Annotated in this window: 19 protein-coding genes; 7 read left to right on the top strand and 12 right to left on the bottom strand. The window is 71.8% G+C overall.

Going from position 1 to position 18,832, the window contains the following annotated elements:
* Nucleotides 1-43: 43 nt before the first annotated feature.
* A complete protein-coding gene (locus tag ABFX54_RS02040) occupies nt 44-976 on the top strand; it encodes a U32 family peptidase (RefSeq protein ID WP_346101126.1) in 933 nt (310 codons plus the stop codon).
* A gap of 48 nt (nt 977-1,024) precedes the next feature.
* Here ABFX54_RS02040 and ABFX54_RS02045 read toward each other — a convergent pair whose 3' ends face one another.
* On the bottom strand, nt 1,025-2,098 hold the full coding sequence (locus ABFX54_RS02045) for a class I SAM-dependent methyltransferase (protein ID WP_346101127.1): 1,074 nt from the start codon (nt 2,096-2,098) through the stop codon (nt 1,025-1,027).
* A gap of 129 nt (nt 2,099-2,227) precedes the next feature.
* Between ABFX54_RS02045 and ABFX54_RS02050 the strand changes: the two genes are divergently transcribed.
* Nucleotides 2,228-3,661 (top strand): aldehyde dehydrogenase family protein, encoded by a 1,434-nt coding sequence (locus tag ABFX54_RS02050; RefSeq protein ID WP_346101128.1) that lies wholly within the window; start codon nt 2,228-2,230, stop codon nt 3,659-3,661.
* A 19-nt stretch (nt 3,662-3,680) separates the two neighbouring features.
* Complete coding sequence (locus ABFX54_RS02055) at nt 3,681-4,556, top strand: tetratricopeptide repeat protein (protein WP_346101129.1); 876 nt, start codon at nt 3,681-3,683, stop codon at nt 4,554-4,556.
* A gap of 131 nt (nt 4,557-4,687) precedes the next feature.
* On the opposite strand, the gene ABFX54_RS02060 is transcribed toward ABFX54_RS02055, so the two are convergent.
* Both ABFX54_RS02060 and ABFX54_RS02065 read right to left on the bottom strand, forming a co-directional pair.
* Nucleotides 4,688-5,080 carry an RNHCP domain-containing protein gene (locus tag ABFX54_RS02060; protein ID WP_346101130.1) on the bottom strand — a complete coding sequence of 131 codons (393 nt, stop codon included), beginning with the start codon at nt 5,078-5,080 and terminating at the stop codon, nt 4,688-4,690.
* 1 nt (nt 5,081) lies between these two features.
* The gene (locus tag ABFX54_RS02065; protein WP_245955453.1) at nt 5,082-5,429 is read right to left on the bottom strand and encodes an RNHCP domain-containing protein; all 348 of its coding nucleotides are present in this window, start codon (nt 5,427-5,429) and stop codon (nt 5,082-5,084) included.
* Between the two features lie 331 nt (nt 5,430-5,760).
* Here ABFX54_RS02065 and ABFX54_RS02070 point away from each other — a divergent pair, with 331 nt between their 5' ends.
* Entirely contained in the window at nt 5,761-7,914 is a 2,154-nt protein-coding gene (locus ABFX54_RS02070) for an acyl-CoA dehydrogenase family protein (protein ID WP_346101131.1), read from the top strand.
* Here the strand turns inward: ABFX54_RS02070 and ABFX54_RS02075 are convergent, their stop codons facing one another.
* The 4 genes from ABFX54_RS02075 to ligD form a co-directional block, all read right to left on the bottom strand.
* Nucleotides 7,915-8,532 carry a class F sortase gene (locus ABFX54_RS02075; RefSeq protein WP_346101132.1) on the bottom strand — a complete coding sequence of 206 codons (618 nt, stop codon included), beginning with the start codon at nt 8,530-8,532 and terminating at the stop codon, nt 7,915-7,917.
* A 259-nt stretch (nt 8,533-8,791) separates the two neighbouring features.
* Nucleotides 8,792-9,652, bottom strand: coding sequence for an MBL fold metallo-hydrolase (locus ABFX54_RS02080; protein ID WP_346101133.1), 861 nt, complete (start codon nt 9,650-9,652; stop codon nt 8,792-8,794).
* Nucleotides 9,653-9,769: 117 nt separating this feature from the next.
* The gene (locus ABFX54_RS02085) at nt 9,770-10,159 is read right to left on the bottom strand and encodes a hypothetical protein (protein ID WP_346101134.1); all 390 of its coding nucleotides are present in this window, start codon (nt 10,157-10,159) and stop codon (nt 9,770-9,772) included.
* A gap of 427 nt (nt 10,160-10,586) precedes the next feature.
* Entirely contained in the window at nt 10,587-11,561 is a 975-nt protein-coding gene (gene ligD, locus ABFX54_RS02090) for a non-homologous end-joining DNA ligase (RefSeq protein ID WP_428834483.1), read from the bottom strand.
* A 403-nt stretch (nt 11,562-11,964) separates the two neighbouring features.
* Between ligD and msrB the strand changes: the two genes are divergently transcribed.
* Complete coding sequence (msrB, locus tag ABFX54_RS02095; protein WP_346101136.1) at nt 11,965-12,366, top strand: peptide-methionine (R)-S-oxide reductase MsrB; 402 nt, start codon at nt 11,965-11,967, stop codon at nt 12,364-12,366.
* 162 nt (nt 12,367-12,528) lie between these two features.
* On the opposite strand, the gene ABFX54_RS02100 is transcribed toward msrB, so the two are convergent.
* Both ABFX54_RS02100 and ABFX54_RS02105 read right to left on the bottom strand, forming a co-directional pair.
* Nucleotides 12,529-12,936, bottom strand: coding sequence for a hypothetical protein (locus tag ABFX54_RS02100; RefSeq protein WP_346101137.1), 408 nt, complete (start codon nt 12,934-12,936; stop codon nt 12,529-12,531).
* Between the two features lie 344 nt (nt 12,937-13,280).
* Nucleotides 13,281-13,421 carry a hypothetical protein gene (locus ABFX54_RS02105; RefSeq protein WP_346101138.1) on the bottom strand — a complete coding sequence of 47 codons (141 nt, stop codon included), beginning with the start codon at nt 13,419-13,421 and terminating at the stop codon, nt 13,281-13,283.
* Nucleotides 13,422-13,531: 110 nt separating this feature from the next.
* Here ABFX54_RS02105 and ABFX54_RS02110 point away from each other — a divergent pair, with 110 nt between their 5' ends.
* Nucleotides 13,532-14,014: an ABC transporter permease gene (locus ABFX54_RS02110; RefSeq protein WP_346101139.1), complete on the top strand. Its 483-nt coding sequence runs from the start codon at nt 13,532-13,534 to the stop codon at nt 14,012-14,014.
* 27 nt (nt 14,015-14,041) lie between these two features.
* Here the strand turns inward: ABFX54_RS02110 and hemQ are convergent, their stop codons facing one another.
* Nucleotides 14,042-14,743 (bottom strand): hydrogen peroxide-dependent heme synthase, encoded by a 702-nt coding sequence (gene hemQ, locus ABFX54_RS02115; protein WP_346101140.1) that lies wholly within the window; start codon nt 14,741-14,743, stop codon nt 14,042-14,044.
* A 5-nt stretch (nt 14,744-14,748) separates the two neighbouring features.
* Nucleotides 14,749-16,152, bottom strand: a complete 1,404-nt coding sequence (hemG, locus tag ABFX54_RS02120) for a protoporphyrinogen oxidase (RefSeq protein WP_346101141.1) — start codon at nt 16,150-16,152, stop codon at nt 14,749-14,751.
* Between the two features lie 119 nt (nt 16,153-16,271).
* On the opposite strand from hemG, the gene ABFX54_RS02125 reads away from it, so the two are divergent.
* Complete coding sequence (locus ABFX54_RS02125; protein WP_346101142.1) at nt 16,272-17,321, top strand: DUF4349 domain-containing protein; 1,050 nt, start codon at nt 16,272-16,274, stop codon at nt 17,319-17,321.
* 101 nt (nt 17,322-17,422) lie between these two features.
* On the opposite strand, the gene hemE is transcribed toward ABFX54_RS02125, so the two are convergent.
* On the bottom strand, nt 17,423-18,451 hold the full coding sequence (gene hemE, locus ABFX54_RS02130; RefSeq protein WP_346101143.1) for a uroporphyrinogen decarboxylase: 1,029 nt from the start codon (nt 18,449-18,451) through the stop codon (nt 17,423-17,425).
* Nucleotides 18,452-18,832: the final 381 nt, after the last annotated feature.

Raw genomic sequence — 18,832 nt, forward strand, 5'->3', positions numbered from 1 at the left:
CGCTCGGCCGCGCCGAAGTGATCCATGACGAGGAGGCTTCCCGATGACCAGCCTGGCCGAGCTCCACGCGCTGATGGAGCGATTGGGGCACCCGGTGGTGCCTGCGCAGAAACCAGCCGCGCCCGCCGCGTCGCGCTTCTCGGACGGGGCTTCGTACCGCTTCGAGATCCCCAGCGTCGAGGGGCCCGAGGTGCTGGAGGCGGTGGTCGCCGAGGCCGACCGGCTCGGCGTGCCGGTCGCCAGGACCTCGCAGGGCAGCGGCGTGATGATGCTGACGGACGACGAGATCGGGCGGATGGCCAGGCTCGGCGCCGAACGGGGCATCGAGGTCAACCTGTTCCTCGGGCCGAGGGCGGCCTGGGACACCGGCGGCCAGGCCAAGCTCACCCAGGCCGTGGGCGCGGCGGCGCGCGGGAACGCGATGGTCGCCGCCTGCCTGGCCGACGCGCTGCGGGCCTGCTCGCTGGGCATCCGCAGCCTGCTAGTGGGCGACCTCGGCACCCTGGACGTGCTGCGGGAGCTCAAGGCGGACGGGACGCTGCCGCCGAACCTGGTGCTGAAGACGTCCGTGCTGATGCCGCTCACGAACGGACCGACCGCCGCCGTCTACGAGCGGCTCGGCGCGACCACGGTCAACGTGGGCACCGATCTCACCGTGCCGCACCTGGCCGAGATCCGCGCTGCGACCCGGCTGCCGATCGATCTCTACCTGGAGGTGCCGGATGATCAGGGTGGGTTCGTCCGGTTCTACGAGGCGGTGGAGATCGTCCGGGCCGCCGCCCCCGTCTACCTGAAGATGGGCCTGCGCAACGCGCCCAACATCTACCCCTCCGGGGGCCATCTGGGTGTGGTGCCGAAGGAGCTGGGCCGCGAGCGGGTCCGGCGGGCGGCGCTGGTGCAGCGGCTGATCGAGCAGCTCGATCCCGAGCTGGATAAGCCGTCCCAGACCTCCGACCTCGGCGTACCGGAGCCGTAGCCCGGCCCGTTTCAACCGCGGCCCGGCCCGGCTCAACCGTAGCCCGGCTCAGTCGTGCAGGCGGTGGACCGTGAGCGGGCCGCGGCCCCAGCGGCCGATCGCCTCCTCGTCGGCGAAGGCCAGCACGCGCATCATGTTGCCGCCGTCGCTCGCCTCCACACTGCGCCGCAGCCGGGCGGCGTGGGCGGGCGACAGTCTGGTGGTCCCGGCCTCGATCGTGTCGCCGTAGTGGTGGGCGAAGGCGACGCCGGCGAACCCGGTACGGGCCAGCAGCGTGCGCACTGTCTGCGGGGAGTAGAACATCAGGTGGTTCTTGGTGAAGCCGCTCCACTTCGACCCGTACGCCTTGAGCAGCAGCGAGCGGGCGTTCACGGTCAGGATGAGCAGCACCCCGCCCGGCGCCAGCAGGCTCCTGAACCGCTGGAAGTCCTCCAGCGGCCGGGGCAGGTGCGCGAGCACCGACCACAGCGTGATCACGTCGAACCCGCCGGCGGCGATCTCCGGCACCTCCTCCGGCGCGCCGAAGTAGGTGCGGGCCCGGCTCAGCCGCTCGTTGGCCTGGGCCACCGACTCGGGCGACAGGTCCACGCCGTAGGCGTCGAAGCCGCGCCGCTCGGCCAGTTCGAGGAAGAGGCCCACGCCCGAGCCGAAGTCGAGCAGCCGCCGCTCCTTGCCCTCGTCGAAAACGGGCGACATCGCCTTCATGGTCAGGTCGTAGCGGCGCTGCCGGTTGGCGGCGTACTTGCCGGTCAGGAAGGTGCTGTAGCCGGTGGAGTACAGGTCGCCGAGGCGTTCGGGCCGGACGTTGGGGTTGCGGTAGAGGAAGCCGCAGGCGGGGCAGCGGACGACGTGGTAGCGCCAGCCCTTGCCGCCGGTCGGCTCGAAGAGCGGCTGCTGGCGTGACTCCCCGCACATCATGCAGTCGAGGAACTCCTCGATCTCGCCCAGCGGGCGCAGCCGTTCGTAGGCGGCGCGCGACATGATCGGCGCGCGGCCGGTCAGCCGGCGCCACTGCGCCTCGCGGATGAGCCGCTCTCCCGGCCGCACGTAGACCCGCTGCGCCCAGGGCACGCGGTCGTAACGGGAGCCGTAGGCCAGTTTGGCCAGGATTCTGTTGGTCATCGCCACCACCCTTCGTGCGGTTGTGCCCGGGCCGTCCCCGTCTAAGCGTCCGCGTTCAGGCGCTTTACGTGATCTTTTGTGATTCCTCCGCCCTGGCTCCGCGAATCGAGCAAGCATATGCTTGGTCGCGTGCCTGACTACCGCAACCTGATCGGCGGCGAGCTGGTCCCCGCCGCACGCCAGATGGACACCGTCAACCCCGCCACCGGCGAGCCATGGGCCCGCATCCCCGCCAGCGGCGCCGCCGAGGCCGAGGCGGCCGTCGCCGCGGCCACCCGCGCCTTCCCCGCATGGTCGGCGCTGCCCGCGGCGGCCAGGGCGCACGTGCTGCGCAAGGTGTCGGAGCTGTTCGGCCGGCACGCCCAGGAGCTGGCCGAGCTGGAGACGCGCGACAACGGCAGGATCCTGCGCGACACGCTGAAGCGGGACCTGCCGGGGATGGCGTACCTGTGGCAGCTTGCCGCCGGGCAGTGCCTCGACGCGGTCAAGGGCGACACGGTCGTGCTCGGGCCGGACGCACTCGGGCTGACGCGGCGCGAGCCGTACGGGGTGGCGGTCTGCATCATCCCGTGGAACTCCCCCATCTCGACCTTCTCGGCCAAGGCCGCGTACGCGCTGGCCGCCGGGAACACGGTGATCGTCAAGCCGGCCGAGCAGGCGAGCGCGTCGGTGCTGCGGCTGGGCGAGCTGCTGGCCGGCGTCTTCCCGCCCGGCGTGCTCAACATCGTCAGCGGTCTGGGCGAGGAGGTCGGCGACGCCCTCGTACGCCACCGCGGCGTGGGCAAGGTCAGCCTCACCGGCTCGACCGAGACCGGCCGGGCCATCACCAGGGCCTCGGCCGACGCTCTGAAGCCGCTGACGTTCGAGCTGGGCGGCAAGTCACCCAACATCGTCTTCCCCGACGCCGACCTGGACGCCGCCACCCAGGGCGTCACCGTGAACTCCGTCTACACGGGCAACGCGGGCCAGGTGTGCGTGGCGGGCTCACGCATCCTCATCCACCGCTCGATCTGGTCGGAGATGCTCGGCCGGATCGAGCGCGCCTGCGCGGACCTGGTCCTGGGCGATCCGCTGGACCTGGCGACGACGATGGGGCCGATCGTGTCGGCCGGGCAGTACGAGCGGGTGACGTCATACCTGGAGCTGGCCGAGAAGGAGGGCGCGCGGCTCGTCTTCGGCGGGCGGAGCGGCGCCGAGGTGGTGCCTGAGCTGCCCGGCGGCTACTGGGTGGCGCCCACGCTCTACACGAGCGAGGACAACGCGCTGCGGGTGTGCCAGGAGGAGATCTTCGGGCCGGTGGCGGTGGCGCTGCCGTTCTCGACCGACGAGGAGGCGCTGGCGATCGCGAACGACTCACCGTACGGGCTGGCGGCCGGCGTCTGGACCCGCGACCTCGGCCGGGCCCACCGCTTCGTCCGCGATCTGCGCAGCGGCACGGTGTGGGTGAACACCTTCCGCCAGATGCCTCCGGGGCTGCCGTTCGGCGGGGTCAAGGACAGCGGGTACGGCCACGATTCGGTGCTGGAGTACACCCGGGAAAAGGCAGCCATTATCCAGATCTAGTCGGATACATTTACCCCTCATGAGCGAGGGGATCAAGGACACGTCAGGGCTGTCGGAAGCGGCCGCACAGTCCCGGGCATCGGTGCTGCGCAGCCGGGCCGAATCGTACATCGCCCTGTCGCGGCACGACGCCGCGATCGCGGATCTGACCGAGTCGATCGCGCTGGTGCCGGACAACGCCAGGGCCTGGCGGCTGCGCGGGGAGAGCCATCGCGTGATCGAACGGTACGAAACCGCGCTCGACGACTTCGACGAGGCACTGAAGCTGGAGCCGGACAGCGCTTACGCCCTGGGCTCGCGCGGCCAGACCTACGCCGCCATGGGCCGCCTGGAGGAGGCGATGGCCGACTTCGAGCACGCGCTCACCCTGTCGCCCGACTCCCTGTGGATCCTGGAGGCGAAGGCCGACGCCCTGGTGGACCTGGACCGGCTGGACGAGGCCCTGGCCGAGCACGGCAAGATCATCGCGTTGAACGACGAGCTGGCGTACTCGTGGGTCGCCCGCGGCGATCTCTACCAGCGGATGAACCTCTACCCGGAGGCGATCGACGACTACACCAAGGCCCTGGAGGCCGACCCCGACTACGTGCGGGCGCTGAGCCGCAGGGGCGAGGCGCTGCGCATGGCCGACCGCTACGAGGAGGCGCTGAAGGACCTCAACCGGGCGCTGGAGCTCGACCCCGGCAACGACCGGGCGCTCGGGAGCCGGGGCGCGGTGCTGAGCGAGCTGGGCGACAACGAGGCGGCGCTGAAGGACCTCGACGCCGCGATCGAGCTGGATCCCGACTACATCTGGGCCTACCGGGTGCGGGGTGAGATCTTCCAGGAGCTGGACCGGCACGAGGAGGCGGTGGCCGACTTCACCCGGGCGCTGCACCTCGAAGCCGATGACTGACACGCGTCACACGGCGGCCCCGTAGGGCGGCTCCCTACCCTCCCGTGGGGCGGCCCAGTACTCGCCGTTCATGTGGGGCGGCCCCGTTCCCGCCGGGGCCGCGGGCGTACCGCGGCTCCGGCGGGGCGGGATCACAGGGCCAGCAGGGCGCTGACCGGCAGGCGGGTGTCCGACAGCGGGCGCATGGCGATGCGCAGCAGCGCCAGCGCGTTGTCGTCGCCCGCGATGCGGTTGGCGCTGAGCCCGCCGCAGGACTGACAGCAGTGGATGATCAGCCACTCCCCGTCCCCGCGCACGGACACGCTCAGCGCCGTCATCCTGCCCCGGCACTCGGCCCGCCGATCCCCCGGGATCCGGTCGTCGACGTGCAGACTGGTCAGGCAGTTCGGGCAGTGGTTGCGGTGCGCGGTGCCGGGCGCGAGCATCGGCACGTCCAGCCGGCACCCGACGCAGCGGAACGCGTCCGCGTGGAAGAGCTCTTTACGTCGCTGGGGCCGTTCCCGGCCCGGATTCCTCCTCGGCATGTCACAGATCACCGAACGCCTCTAGCGGGAACGGCGGCTGCGCCAGCGGCCTGACGGCCATGCGCATGAGGATGAGCTGGTTGTCGTCCCCGCAGATGGGGTTGGACGTCAGCTCACCGCACCGGGTGCAGCGATGGATGACCATCCATTCGCCGGTGCGCAGGACGGCGATCGAGATCGGGAGCATGCGTGATCTGCACTCGTCCCGCAGGTGCAGCGAGTGCAGGCAGCTCGGGCAGTGGTTACGGCGGGCGCCGTCGGGTGCGACCGCGGCGACGGTCAGGCCGCAGCGTACGCACGGGAATGTCTCGGTGTTCGCGAGCGAACGAGGTTTTCCGTCGGTGGACAACCTGGGTACTCCTTGCCGGAATGTCATCTTTGACGAGAGTTCGCGAAGGCTGCGAGAAGGTTCGCGAAATGGCAGCAAGGAAGCGCCCGAGCGGGCCTCGCGGGGCACGCCGGTGGAAGGGCGGACGGGTGTGGTGACGCCTTACGGGGTCGGGATCCGCCTGTGGGTACGGCGAGGCGCGCTGGGCGCGGTGCCGGGCATAGACCCCTCCCCTACGGGCGTGACTGCCCGGAAGCTCCACTGAACGGACACGGCGAGCGTAACGAGGCATGGCGTCCGGTCGCCAGCCATTTTTGTGGAGATGGGCGGAATGATGTTCTAGATTCGGCCCATGGGCATCGGGCTGACCGAGGAACACGTCGAGCTGGCCGCCTCCGTACGCGGCCTGGCCGGCCGGGACCGCAGCCACGCGGCCCTGGCCGGGCAGGGGCTGCTGGGGCTGCACCTGGACGAGGAGTGCGGCGGGCACGGGTACGGCCTGCTGGAGTTGTGCGTCGCGCTGGAGGCGCTGGCCGAACGGCGGGTCGGCGGGGCGTACCTGCCGTCCGTGCTGGCGTCGGCGGCGCTGGCCTGGGCGGACGGCGCCCGTCCGCTGACCGACGACGTGCGGGCCCTGATCGGCGGCCTCGCCGACGGAACCCTGACCGCCGCCGTAGCCATGGGGCCGCCCACGAACCAGGGCTTTCTGGCGCTCGGGTCAGTGGAGGCGGATCTGTTCCTCGTTCCGGTCGAGGGTGCGGGCGGGGCGTGGGCGGTGTTCGATCGCGGCGACGTCAGCGCCGAGCCCGCCGACGGCGTCGATCTCGACCGGCCGCTCTGCTCGGTGACCGCGCGGACCGTACCCGCCGCCCGGGTGCTCGGCGACGTTCCGGTACGGGAGCTCGCGGCCGTCCTGCTCGGCGCGGACGCGTGCGGCGTGGCGGAGTGGGCCGTGACGACGGCGGCCGAGCACGCCAAGGTCCGCGAACAGTTCGGGCGGCCGATCGGGCAGTTCCAGGGCGTCAAGCACCGGGTGGCCGACGCCCTGGTGACGCTGGAACAGGCCAGAGCCGCCGTGTGGGACGCCGCCAGAGCCCTCGACGAGCATCGCGCCCCGGACAGCGACACAGGAAACAGCACGGCCGGCGACACCGCTGGCACCCCGGAGGCCGGCATGTGCGGTGAGGTACGGCTGGCGGTAGGCGTGGCGGCGGTGCTGGCGCCTGATGCCGCTGTCCGGTGTGCGGCGGATGCCATCCAGGTGCTCGGCGGCATGGGGTACACGTTCGAGCACGACGCCCACCGCTACTACCGCAGAGCGCTGTCCGACCGCATGCTCGCCGGCGACCCAGGCCCGTGGGCGGAGGAGACGGCGCGGCTGGCTGTGGCGGGCGTGCGGCGGCGGATGGAGCCGGACCTGCCGGAGGAGGCCGCCGCGCTCAGGGACCGGATCAGGGCCGAGGCGGCGTCACTGCGGGCTGAGGAGCCGGCGGCCAGGCGCGGGCGGTACGCGCGTGAGGGCTGGCTGATGCCGTACCTGCCGCATCCCTGGGGCCGGGACGCCGGGCCGCTCGAACAGGTGATCATCCACCAGGAGTTCCGCGACCTGCGCCGCCCGAACCTGGGCATCGCCGCCTGGGCGGTCCCGTCCATCGTCCGGTACGGCACCCGCGAGCAGCAGGAACGTTTCCTGCCCGGCACGTTCACCGGCGAGATCGTGTGGTGCCAGCTCTTCAGCGAGCCCGGCGCCGGCTCCGACCTGGCGGGGCTGACGACGAAGGCGGTACGAGTGGAGGGCGGCTGGTCGCTGACCGGCCAGAAGATCTGGACATCCCTCGCGCAGTACGCACACTGGGGCATCTGCCTGGCCCGCACCTCCCCCGACCGGCCCAAGCACGACGGCATCTCCTACTTCCTGGTGGACATGGCCTCCCCGGGCGTCACCGTCAAACCCCTCAAGGAGATCAACGGGGACGAGATCTTCAACGAGGTCTTCCTCGACACCGTCTTCGTACCGGACGACCTGGTGGTGGGGGCGGTGAACGACGGCTGGCGCGTGGCCCGCGACACGCTCTCCCATGAACGCGTCGCGCTCGGCGACTCCTGGGGCCCTGGATCGCGGCACGCGGACATGGCCGCGCTCATCGCCCGCCTGCCCGAACTCCGGCAGGCGCAGCGCGAGCGCGCGGGCCGGCTGTGGGCCGAGGGTCAGGCCATCTCGGCGCTCGGCCTGCGGGTGACGCTCTCCCAACTGTCGGACGCCCAGCCGACGGGCTCCCGGCAGGCGGGCGCGGGAGGCCGGGGCACCGCCTCCAGCGTACGCAAGCTGCTCGGCATGCGGCACTCCCAGGAGATCTCGGAGTTCTGCTGGTCGCTCGCGCCCGCCGACCCGTACTGGAACCGCATGATCCTCACCACTCGCGCGTTCACGATCGGCGGAGGCACGACGGAGGTCCAGCTCAACATCATCGCCGAACGCGCCCTGGGCCTCCCGCGCGATCCGTGATCAGTCTTTGAGCCGGTACGGGGCCGCGAGGTGGGCGTACACGATCGTGTTGTCCGCGTAGCTGTGCGCCCGCCGGTCGAACGTGCCGCCGCAGGTCACCAGCCGCAGCCCGGGGTAGGCGAGCTTGGCGTAGACCTTCTTGGCGGGAAATGTGCGCTTCGGGGTGTGCTCGACCTTGTCCACGACGAAGACGGCCACCGAGCGGTCGGCGCGCAGCACCTGCACCTGGTCGCCGCGCCGAACCTCCTTGAGCCGGGCGAAGACGGCCGGCCCCGAGCGCGTGTCCAGGTGGCCGGTTATCACGGCGGCGCCGCGCTGTCCGGGGACGGGGCCGTAGCGGTACCAGCCGGCCAGGTCGGGAGGGTCGAACGGCGGGTTCTCGATGGCGCCCTCCGCGTCCAGGCCCAGCTCCATGAGGGGCGCGGCCACGCCGATGGAGGGGATGTAGACGGCGGTGGGCTTGGCGGCCTTCATGGGCCTGGCCACCTTCGACAGCGGCACGTCCATGATCGGCAGGTCGCTCGCCGCCGGTCCGGGGGCTTTGTCCTGCCGGGCGACCGGCGCGGGATCCGTACCGCCGTCCAGCACCCCGGCGATCCCCAGCCCGATCAGCGCCACCCCGGCCAGCGACGCGACCGCCGCCGCACCCGCGATCAGCCGAGCTCCCGCCGCCCGCCTGACTCGCGGTCCGGTGTCCAGCCCGGCATACGGCCCGGTGCCCGATCTGGCATCCGGCCCAGGATCCGGCGTCGCGTCCGACAGGCGACGCCGGGCGGGCTCTGGCTGCGGGAACGGCGACGCGGGCGGTGGAGGCGGAGAATGGTGGCGGGGGGGGGGGGGGGGGGGGGGGGGGGGGGGGGGGGGGGGGGGGGGGATGCTAACCGTCCCCCCCACCGCCGCCGGCCCGGCCGGAGGCGTCGCGTTCGCGTCTTCTGGCGAGGCTCTGGAGTTGCCCGTTGTGCACCTCGGCCACCCACTCCCAGCCGGCCCTGGCCGACGGGCCCACCCGAGGGTCGCTCGGCTCGCGGCCTTCACGCAGGGCGAGCACGTACGCCCGGTCCAGCTCGATCCGCGCCCGAACCTGACCGGGCCCGCCGACCGACCCGTGACCGGGGACGACGAACTCGACGCCGTCCGCCACCTCCTCCAGCAGCCGCAGCGCGGACAGGTAGTCCTCGATCGGGTCGGCCCCGTCCTCCACGTCGAGCATCGGGACCAGGACGTCGGACAGCATGTCGCCGGCGACGAGGACCCCGCGTTCCTCGACGAACAGCGCCGCGTGGCCGGGAGCGTGCGCCTGGTGCTCGATGATCCGGGCCAGCGGGCCGTCCCAGGGAACCTGCTCCGTCCCGGCGGGCAGGGCGGTGATGTCGCCGAGCAGGTCCGTCGGGACCTGCCCGGCGATCTCCGTCTCGCTCAGGTGCTCGGCGACGCGGGCCTTGGCCTCAGGACTGGACAGTTGCTCGCGGACGGCCGCCGCGCAGCGGGCCGTGCCGTAACGAGGAGCCGTGCCGAACACGGGGTGCCAGAGGACGTGATCCCAGTCCGGATGCGTCGCGAAGCCCGCCACGACGCTCTGCCCCGCGCCGGACAGGTCGTTCGCGAGGCAGGCCAGTTCGTGGTGCTGGATCCCGGGGTCGATGAGCAGCACGCCGTCGCGGCCGTGCACGACGACGCCGTTGGTCTGGACGAACTCGCTCTCGTGAACCAGCACGCCCGCTGCGACCTGCCTCAGCACCAGAGCTCCTTCCCCAGGTGGACGACAACTCGTGGACGGCAACCGCTTTGTTGCCGAGACCGTAGTGACCGACGGCGATCACTGGCAAGGACGAGGGCCACCACCTCAGAAGCCGGGCTATTCGGGCGGTGCGGGCCGGCTCGTGCGGCGGGCGGCGAAGCCGGCCAGGCCCGCGCCCGCCAGGAGCGCCGCTCCGCCCAGCGCGAACGGCCACACCGGCCCGCCACTCGCGGCGAGCGCGCCCCCACCCGTCTCGGGATGCCCCTTCGGCACCCTGTGCTCCTCCTCGCCCGCCGGCCGCCATGGCGGTTCGCTCTCCCGCGTGCCCGGCCGTGAGCCCTCCCGTGTGGGCGGCTCCGACCAGGACTCCTCGTGCTGAGGGGCGCTCGACCAGGAGTCCTGAGGGGACTCGCCCGGCTGGGGGCCGCCGGACGGCTCGTCGCAGAGCAGCGGCAGCGGCAGCAGGCAGACGACCTCCGTGCCGGGCACCTGCCCGCCGGGGTCCACAGCGCCGGAGAGAGCAGGGCCGGAGAGAGCAGGGCCAGAGAGAGCAGGGCCAGAGAGAGCAGGCACAGAGAGAGTTGGGGCGGAGAGGGTGGAGGCGGCGGAGGCGGTGCCCAGACCCGCCGCGAGGCTCACTCCCGCCACCGCGAAGGCGGTCACCGCTCCAGCCGCTGCGAGACGTCGCGCTCTTGCCATGGGAAGGCTCCAGACTCGATTGTCGCCCCCGATGCACATGAGAGCCTGGCGAATTATTAGACCGCCAGTCAAGTAATGTGACCGAAGTGAAACCAGCCGACCACGGAGGGTTCGGCGACGGCGAATCGTGGCGGCCGCGCCCGCATGGCGCCCACCGGGACCGGGCGGCACAGCACCAGGGCACGGGCAGGGAGCCGCCGGTCGTCACGACCGGGCGACAGCGGGAGACGTCCCCTCAGGTGTCGGACCGGGCCTTGCTGGGCTGCACCCGCTTCGGCTCTCCCGGCATCTTCGGGTAGTTGGGCGGATAGGGCATGTCGCCCCGATCGTCCTCGGCGTACATCTCCAGGAGGCGCTCGATCGAGTACGCCCGGTCGTCGATGGCCGCGTGCACGTCGCCCACCTTCGCGAACCGGACCGGCACCGTGCGCAGGTCGAAGTCGCGCGGGTCGGCGTCCTCCAGCTCCTCCCACGTCAGCGGGGTCGACACGGGAGCGTGCGGCCGGGCCCTGACCGAGTAGGCGCTGGCCACCGTGCGGTCCCTGGCGTTCTGGTTGAAGTCGATGAACACCCGCTCGCCGCGCTCTTCCTTCCACCACGCCGTGGTGACCAGGCTCGGGTCACGCGCCTCGACCGCCCTGGCCAGGGCGATGCCGGCGTGACGTACCTGGACGAAGTCCCAGCGCGGCTCGATCCGCACGGCGATGTGCACGCCGCGGTTGCCCGAGGTCTTCACGAACCCGGTGATGCCCAGCTCGCCGAGCACGTCCCTCGTCAGGAACGCCGCCCGGCGCGCCGCGTCGAACTCCAGGCCGGGCTGCGGGTCCAGGTCGACGCGCAGCTCGTCGGGGTGCTCGACATCGGCCGCGCGTACCTGCCAGGGGTGGAAGTCGATGGTGCCGAGGTTGGCGCAGTAGGCGATGGCCGCCACCTCGGTGACCCGCAGGGACTGTGCCGTACGGCCGCTCGGGAAGGTCACGGTCACGGACTGGAGCCAGTCGGGATGCTTGGGAGGCATCCGCTTCTGGTAGATCGCCTCGGTCTGTACGCCATCGGGATGGCGCTTGAGGTTGGTGGGCCGGTCCTTGAGCGCCCGGAGGGCACCCTCGCCGACGCTCACGTAGTACTCGACCAGTTCCCGCTTGGTCGCGCCGATCTCAGGAAAGTAGACCTTGTCGGGATTGGTGACCTTGACGGTCCTCTCTCCCACCTCGAGCTCTATGTACGGCGATGCCATGCCCCCGAACCTACCCTGCCGATGCCCTCCACCCCGCGAAAGAACGGGTCGTACCCGGCGAACACCACGGATGGCGGACCTGCGGGGTGGGCCCGTCCCGGAGCCGCCTCAGTGGCGGGACCGGGGGCTCGACGGGACGGGCCGCTGAGAGCGTCCGCCGCCGTTCCGGGCGCTGGCGCGCCACCCGGCCGGCCGTTCCGACCCCCAGCGGCGCCAGCACGGGCGTGGGCTGTGCCGCTCGGCGGGATCTGCGGACGATCTCACCCCTTCACAGGAGGCGATGACACCCCCATGCCTACAAAGACGCGAATTCACCCCAGAACGGATGCTTCACCCTCTGGAGATCTCTTTTTGCCCGATCTCGTATTCTGGATCCATGGACAAGGTGGTCAAGAGCGAGGCCGAATGGCGGTCCGAACTGTCGCCCGAGGAGTTCCACGTCCTCAGGGAGGCCGGGACCGAGCGCCCGTTCACGGGGGAGTACGTCGACACCAAGACCGAGGGGGTCTACTCGTGCCGCGCCTGCGGGGCCGAGTTGTTCCGATCGGACACGAAGTTCGAGTCACACTGCGGCTGGCCGAGTTTCTTCGAGCCGTCCGAGTCCGAGGCCGTGCGGCTGATCGAGGATCGCAGTCTCGGCATGGTCCGTACGGAGGTGCGCTGCGCGCGGTGCGACTCGCATCTGGGCCACGTGTTCCACGGCGAGGGCTACCCGACGCCGACGGACGATCGCTACTGCATCAACTCCGTCTCGCTACGCCTCGAACCCAAGCAGTGATCACGTAGCGACAGCGCGTATCGATCGCCTCTCACGGGTACGAGTGCCGCGTGCGGTTTGTACATCTTCGCCACCGCTGGGTGACGATCGAGACCATCGGTCGGGTCATCACCCAGCGGTGTGACGTCTGCGCGAGAACCCGCGTCCGCGTCCGCTGACCGGTCATCCCGGGGCCGGATGGGTGACGCGGCAACTGCGGTCGGAGCGGCCGAGGATGTTGGCGAGCACCGGGTTGCCGTTCCCGCCGAACTCCGCCTGGACGAACACGACCGGGTCGGCGACCCCGCGCTCGTGCATGTAGGCCAGGCCGCGCTCGCACAGGGTGATCGCGGTCAACGAATTGTCCGCCGTTTCCGGCAGATCCGTATAAATGCGCAAATATCCGCCGACTGTGCGAATGTCTTTGAGGCGTTTCATCGCCCTGTCGCCCGGACCCCAGTTGGCACGGAAGTACCGCGCCGCCTCCTGATCGGTGTGCCGGGACGGCCCGTCGGCCTTGTGCCCCTCCCCGTCCGCCGGATCGGGCCCTCCGGCCAGCACGTCCTCCGCCGTTGTGCTGCCCGCGACCATCCCAGGATCGGCGGCCCCTCCCTCCCGCGCGGTGCCCTCTCGCACAGCGCCTTCCCCCCCGGTGCCTCCCCGCGCCGGGCCCGGTCGCACTGGATCCGCCTGCCCGGTGGGCCCGAACGCCTGAGCTCTGGGCGCCTGCCGCGTCCCGGCCCCCGCACTCGCCACACCCTTTCCTGGCTCCCCGGGCGAACCGCCACCGCCCACCGTCGGCGCGCCACCCAGCCCGGCCGCAGGCGAGCCGTCAGAGCCACCCGGTAGCCCGTCCTCCCGCGCCACCGCTCCAGGCGACCTGTCCGCGGAACCGAAGGCCGGAGACGTGCCGCCCTCTCCGCTCAACGCGCCGATCACCCCGAGCAGCCCAGCGGCCCCACCCGCCAGCACCAGCACCCCCGCCACCAGCCGCAGCCGCCTGCGGCCCCGCCCTCGCGCCCGCCCGTTCCCACGCCGCCCCGCTCCCCCGCCGCCCGCACCACGACGTCTCTCATCACGGCGATCCGCCTCACGACGGTCCCGCCCATGACGCCCCACCGCATGCCGTCCGGCCGGCCGTCGTTCTCGTCTTTCCGGCTCTGCCACCCCGTCCTCCGGTTCCCCGTTGGAACGTGCCACCCCGCGTACGCCCAACGACCAAGAGATTTCCCCTGATTGTGACAAAGGGGATAGATCAATTCAGTGGGATCGCCAACATGGGTCTTGCTGGGTACGAATCCGGCCACTGTTCCCCACCTCGCTGACCGGCGCGACGGTGCTGATCGAGACGAGGAGGTACGGCCTCTCGCGGCGCATGTACGCCACGCCGATGTCCGGCGGCCGGATCCTGCTCGGCGAGGCGGCGGGGCGGGTGGCCGTGGCGCCGGCCCAGGGGTTGGTCATCATGCTCGGCTCGGCGCTGCTGTTCGGCGTGCGCCGGGGCGACCCGCTCGGCGCGGCCGCGTTGCCGCTGGCGTTCTCGCTCGTCGGCGGCGGGGCCGGCATGCTGCTCGGGGCGGTGATGCGCACCGAGCAGCAGGCGCTCTCCCTCGGACTGCTGCTCGGCCTGGGGCCGGGCGCGGCTCGTGGCGGCTGCGCGCCGCGCTGACCCGTCAGCATCCGCCGGCAAGGCCCGTCAGGGCAGGGCGGCGACGAGCTCCTGCACCGGCTTGCGGGCACCGGTGTAGAACGGGATCTCCACGCGGGTGTGCCGGCGCGCCTTGGCCGCCCGCAGCGTACGCATGAGGTCGACGATCCGGTGCAGCTCGTCGGCCTCGAACGCGAGCATCCACTCGTAGTCGTTGAGCGAGAAGCACGCCACCGTGTTGGCCCGCACGTCGGGGTAGTCGCGCGCCATCCGGCCGTGCTCGGCCAGCATCGCCCGGCGCTCGGAGTCCTCCAGCAGATACCACTCGTAGGAGCGGACGAACGGGTAGACGCTCACGTAGGCGCGCGGCTCCTCCTCGGCGAGGAAGGCCGGGATGTGCGACTTGTTGAACTCGGCCGGCCGGTGCAGCGCCATCGCCGACCAGGCGGGCCTGGTGCGCCGGCCCAGCTCCGTGCGCCGGAACCGGGAGTAGACGTCCTGGAGGTCCTCGGGCGTGGCAGCGTGCCACCAGAACATGAAGTCGGCGTCGGCCCTGAAGCCAGAGACGTCGTAGACCCCCCTGGTCACGACGTCCTTGCCGGCGGCCTGGTCGAGCAGCTCCTGGACCTCCGCCGCGAGGTTGTCGCGGTCGCCTGGGCACGGCTCGGTCAGCTGGAAGACCGACCACATCGTGTAACGGATCACCTGGTTGAGATCGCGGGCCTTCGGCCGCGGAGCGCCCTCTGTCATGGCTCCTATTGTCCTCCGCCGCTCAGGTGGTCCAGAATCCGGGCGGCGGCCGTACGCGCGGTGCCGATGCAGGCGGGGATGCCGATGCCGTCGTAGGCGGCGCCGCACACGGCCAGTCCCGGCTGCACGGCGACCGCGGCGCGCACCCTGGCCACCCGGTCGAGGTGGCCCACGTTGTACTGCGGCAGGCCGCCGCCCCAGCGCGTCACCCGGCTGTCGAGCGGCAGGCCGCGCACGCCCATCACGTCGGCCATCTCGGCCGTGGCCAGGGAGACCAGCTCCGTGTCCTCGCGCTGGAGCAGGTGCTCCTCGCCGATCCTGCCGATCGAGCAGCGCAGGATCACCAGGTCCTTGGCCAGGTGGGGCCACTTCACCGAGCTGAACGTGACCGCCTTGACCGGCCGCCGCTCCACCGGCGGGACCAGGTAGCCGCTGGAGGCGGGCGGCTCGGGGAAGGCGTCCACGGGGTAGGCCAGGGTCACCACGGCCATGCTCGCGTACTGGATGCGGGCCAGCTCGGCGGAGGCCTTGGGCGCCTCGGCCTTGAGCAGCCTGGCCGCCGCCGGGCCCGGCGTGGCCACGATCACCGCGTCGGCCTCGATGATCTCCGGTCGCGGCACCGGGCCCGTCACCAGCCGCCAGCCGGTCTCGGTCCTGTGCAGCTCGCGTACGGTCACCCCGGTCCTGACCTCGGCCTCCGACGCCTTGGCCACCGCCTCGGGCAGGGAGCCGATGCCGTTCCGCAGCGAGGTGAAGACGGGGCCGGCGTCCTTGGGCGCCTCCTCGACGAGCTGCCTGGCCGCGGTCAGCAGCGAGCGCTCAGAACGGGCCACCGCCGCCACCCGCGGCATCGTGGCCTCCAGCGAGAGCATGTCGGCGCGGCCCGCGTAGACGCCGCCGAGCAGCGGCTCGACCAGCCGATCGACCACCTCGGCGCCCATCCTGGCGCGGATGTAGGCGGCCACGGACACGTCGGTGCGGACGAGGGTCGCGGGCAGGATCTGGTCGAGCGGCACGCGTACCAGGCCGCCGGGCGAGACGATGCCCGACTTGGCCAGCTCGGTCAGGTCGGACGGCACGCCCATGACCTGGCCCTTCGGCAGGTGGCGGAGCGCGCCCCTGGTGTAGACGGCCGAGCGCGTGGTGCCGGGGAGCACCAGGTCGTCACCGAGGCCGACCGCTCTGGCCAGCTCTTTCCCCTCGGGACGCCGGGCCAGCATGGCCTCCGCGCCGGCGTCCATGCTCACCCCGGCGACCTCCGAGGCGTACAGTTTGCCGCCGATGCGCGGCGAGCCCTCCAGGACCGTCACCTTGATCCGGTCGCCGGCGCTCTGGTGCAGATACCACGCGGCGGTCAGCCCGGAGATCCCCGCCCCGATGACGACCACGTGCGCCCGTTTCCCATCCACGCCTACCGACGCTACCGCCTCACCGCGTCGCCCACCCTCTCGGGCCGGTGATCTGACACAGTGACCGGAACGTGATTGTCTCCGTCAAACCGAGCTCGCGTACGGCTCGTCATTAGGGCATGAGGAGAATCCGGTACGGCATCGCGTTATCGGCGGCCTGCGCGGCCCTGGCCTTGAGCGGTTGCGGGGGCGGGAGCGCGCTGGTCCAGTCCGACTCGGGGGGCCAGGCCGCCGGCACCCCTTCCAGGGAGTACGCCCAGCGCGCTCCCCAGGACGCCGCCGCCCAGGACGCCGCCGCCCAGGACGGCGACGTGCAGGAGCAGGCGGCCCGGCCGCAGGCGGGGCGGGCCGGGGTGGCCACCGATGTCAAGGTGACCCGGCAGGACCGGCAGGTCATCTACACGGGGAACATGACCGTACGGGCCAAGCAGGTGAGCACGGCCGTCCAGCAGGCCAAGCAGATCGTCACCGCCGCCGGCGGCTACCTGTCGCAGGAGCAGACGAGCTCGGCCAGCGACACCGAGGACTCCGCCACGCTGGAGTTCAAGATCCCGCCGGCGAAGTACGCCGAGGTGGTGGGCAGGTTCGGCAAGGAGCTGGGCAAGCAGCTGTCGATGCAGCAGGGCACCGAGGACGTCACGCTGAAGGTGGCCGACGTCGAGAGCCGGCTGAAGTCGGCCCAGGAGTCGCTGGAGTCGCTGCGCACGCTGCTGAAGAAGGCGGACACGATCGGTCAGGTGCTGCAGGTCGAGCGGGAGATCTCCACGCGGGAGGCCGACCTGGAGTCGTTGCAGGCGCAGCAGAAGGAGCTGGCCGCGCAGGTCTCGATGGCCACGCTGAGCCTGCAGCTGGTGGGCCCCGCGGCCGAGGTGGTGGATCCGGTGGAGGAGCCGGCCGGGTTCCTCGGCGGGCTGCAGTCCGGGTGGAACGCGCTGGTGTCGTTCACGAAGGTCGCGCTGACCGTGATCGGGGCGTTGCTGCCGTGGCTGCTGTTCTCGTCGCCGCTGATCGCGCTGGTGGTCTGGCGCGTCCGGCGTGACCGCGCCCGGCGCCCCGCTCCCCCGTCCGGCCCGGCGCCGGCCCACCGCGCGGGCCGGCCCACGGAACCCGGACCCTCGGAGCCGAGCCCCGAGGAGCCCGGCCCCGGCAAGGAAGCCGTCGAAGCCTGACCGGCCGGCTCGGCACGCTCAGCCCGTGGGGGCTGACCGGCCGGCGTGAGGCACCCGGCCCCGCTCAACCCGGGGAGCCCGACCTGTCGTCGAGGGGACGTTCAGGCGGTGGGGGTGTGCTCGTGGACGAGGTCGGTGAGGCGCTTGAGCTGGTCGGGATCGGTCGAGGGCAGCACGCCGTGGCCCAGGTTGAACACGTGCCCCTCGGCCGCCTCGCCCCGCCGCAGCACCTCGCGCGCCTTGCGCTCGACCACCTCCCACGGCGCCAGCAGGATCGCCGGGTCGAGGTTGCCCTGCAGCGCCTTGCCGGGCCCGACCCGGCGGGCGGCCTCGTCGAGCGGCACCCGCCAGTCGACGCCCACGACGTCGGCCCCGGCCTCGCCGAGCACACCGAGCAGCTCGCCCGTGCCCACGCCGAAGTGGATCCGCGGCACGCCGGCGACGCCCTCGAAGATGCGCCGGGTGTAGGGGAGGATGAACTCGCGGTAGTCGTCGGGCGCCACCGCCCCCACCCAGGAGTCGAAGAGCTGCACGGCCGAGGCTCCGGCCGCGACCTGGATGCGCAGGTGCTGGAGGACGATGCCGGTCAACCGGTCCATGAGCGCGTGCCACAGCTCGGGGGCGCCGTACATCATGGCCTTGGTGCGGTCGTGGTTCTTGGAGGGGCCGCCCTCGATCAGGTAGGAGCCGAGCGTGAACGGCGCGCCGGTGAAGCCGATGAGCGGGGTGGCGCCGAGCTCGCCGGTCAGCGCCTGGATGGCCTCGGTGACGTAGGGGATGTCGCCCGGCTCCAGCGGGCGCAGCGCCTCGATGCCCTTGGCGTCGCGGATCGGGTCGGCGATGACCGGGCCGACGCCCGGCTTGATGTCCAGGTCGATGCCGATGGCCTTGAGCGGCACCACGATGTCGCTGAAGAAGACGGCCGCGTCGACGCCGAGACGGCGGACCGGCTGCATGGTGATCTCGACGATGAGGTCGGGCGTCGCGCACGCGGTGAGCATCGGCACGCCCGCACGGACCTTGTGGTATTCCGGCAGCGACCGCCCGGCCTGACGCATGTACCAGACAGGGGTGTGGGGCACGGGTTCGCGGCGGCAGGCGCGCAGGAAGGCGGAGTCGGCGAGGTTCACCAGACAAGGGTGCCACGGGCGGTGGCCGGTCACGACACCGGCGCGAGGTGTCGGAAAAAGATGCATTGGACACCCCAAATCATGATCAGATAGTCAGATGAAGGTTTACCGGTCTGCTCGGCATCGGCAGCGCACACGGGTCGAACACACCCCATGCCCGCCCAGAGAGCCGGTCTCGACTGGGCCAAATGTTGCCCAAGCCACCGCGCGGCATCGATTCAGCGACCACTTTCGGGACACGCCGAGCGCGTTGCGGGGAATTGTCAGCGGCTCGTGCCAACGTCGGAGCCACGACCCGAAGAAAGGCCCCGGTTCGATGACTCATGCGATGACCGCGTTGTGGAGTTCTCCAGAGCGCCGCGGTGAACGCTGCCCCGCCTG

Source organism: Nonomuraea maheshkhaliensis, assembly GCF_039529435.1.
Classification (GTDB): Bacteria; Actinomycetota; Actinomycetes; order Streptosporangiales; family Streptosporangiaceae; genus Nonomuraea; species Nonomuraea maheshkhaliensis.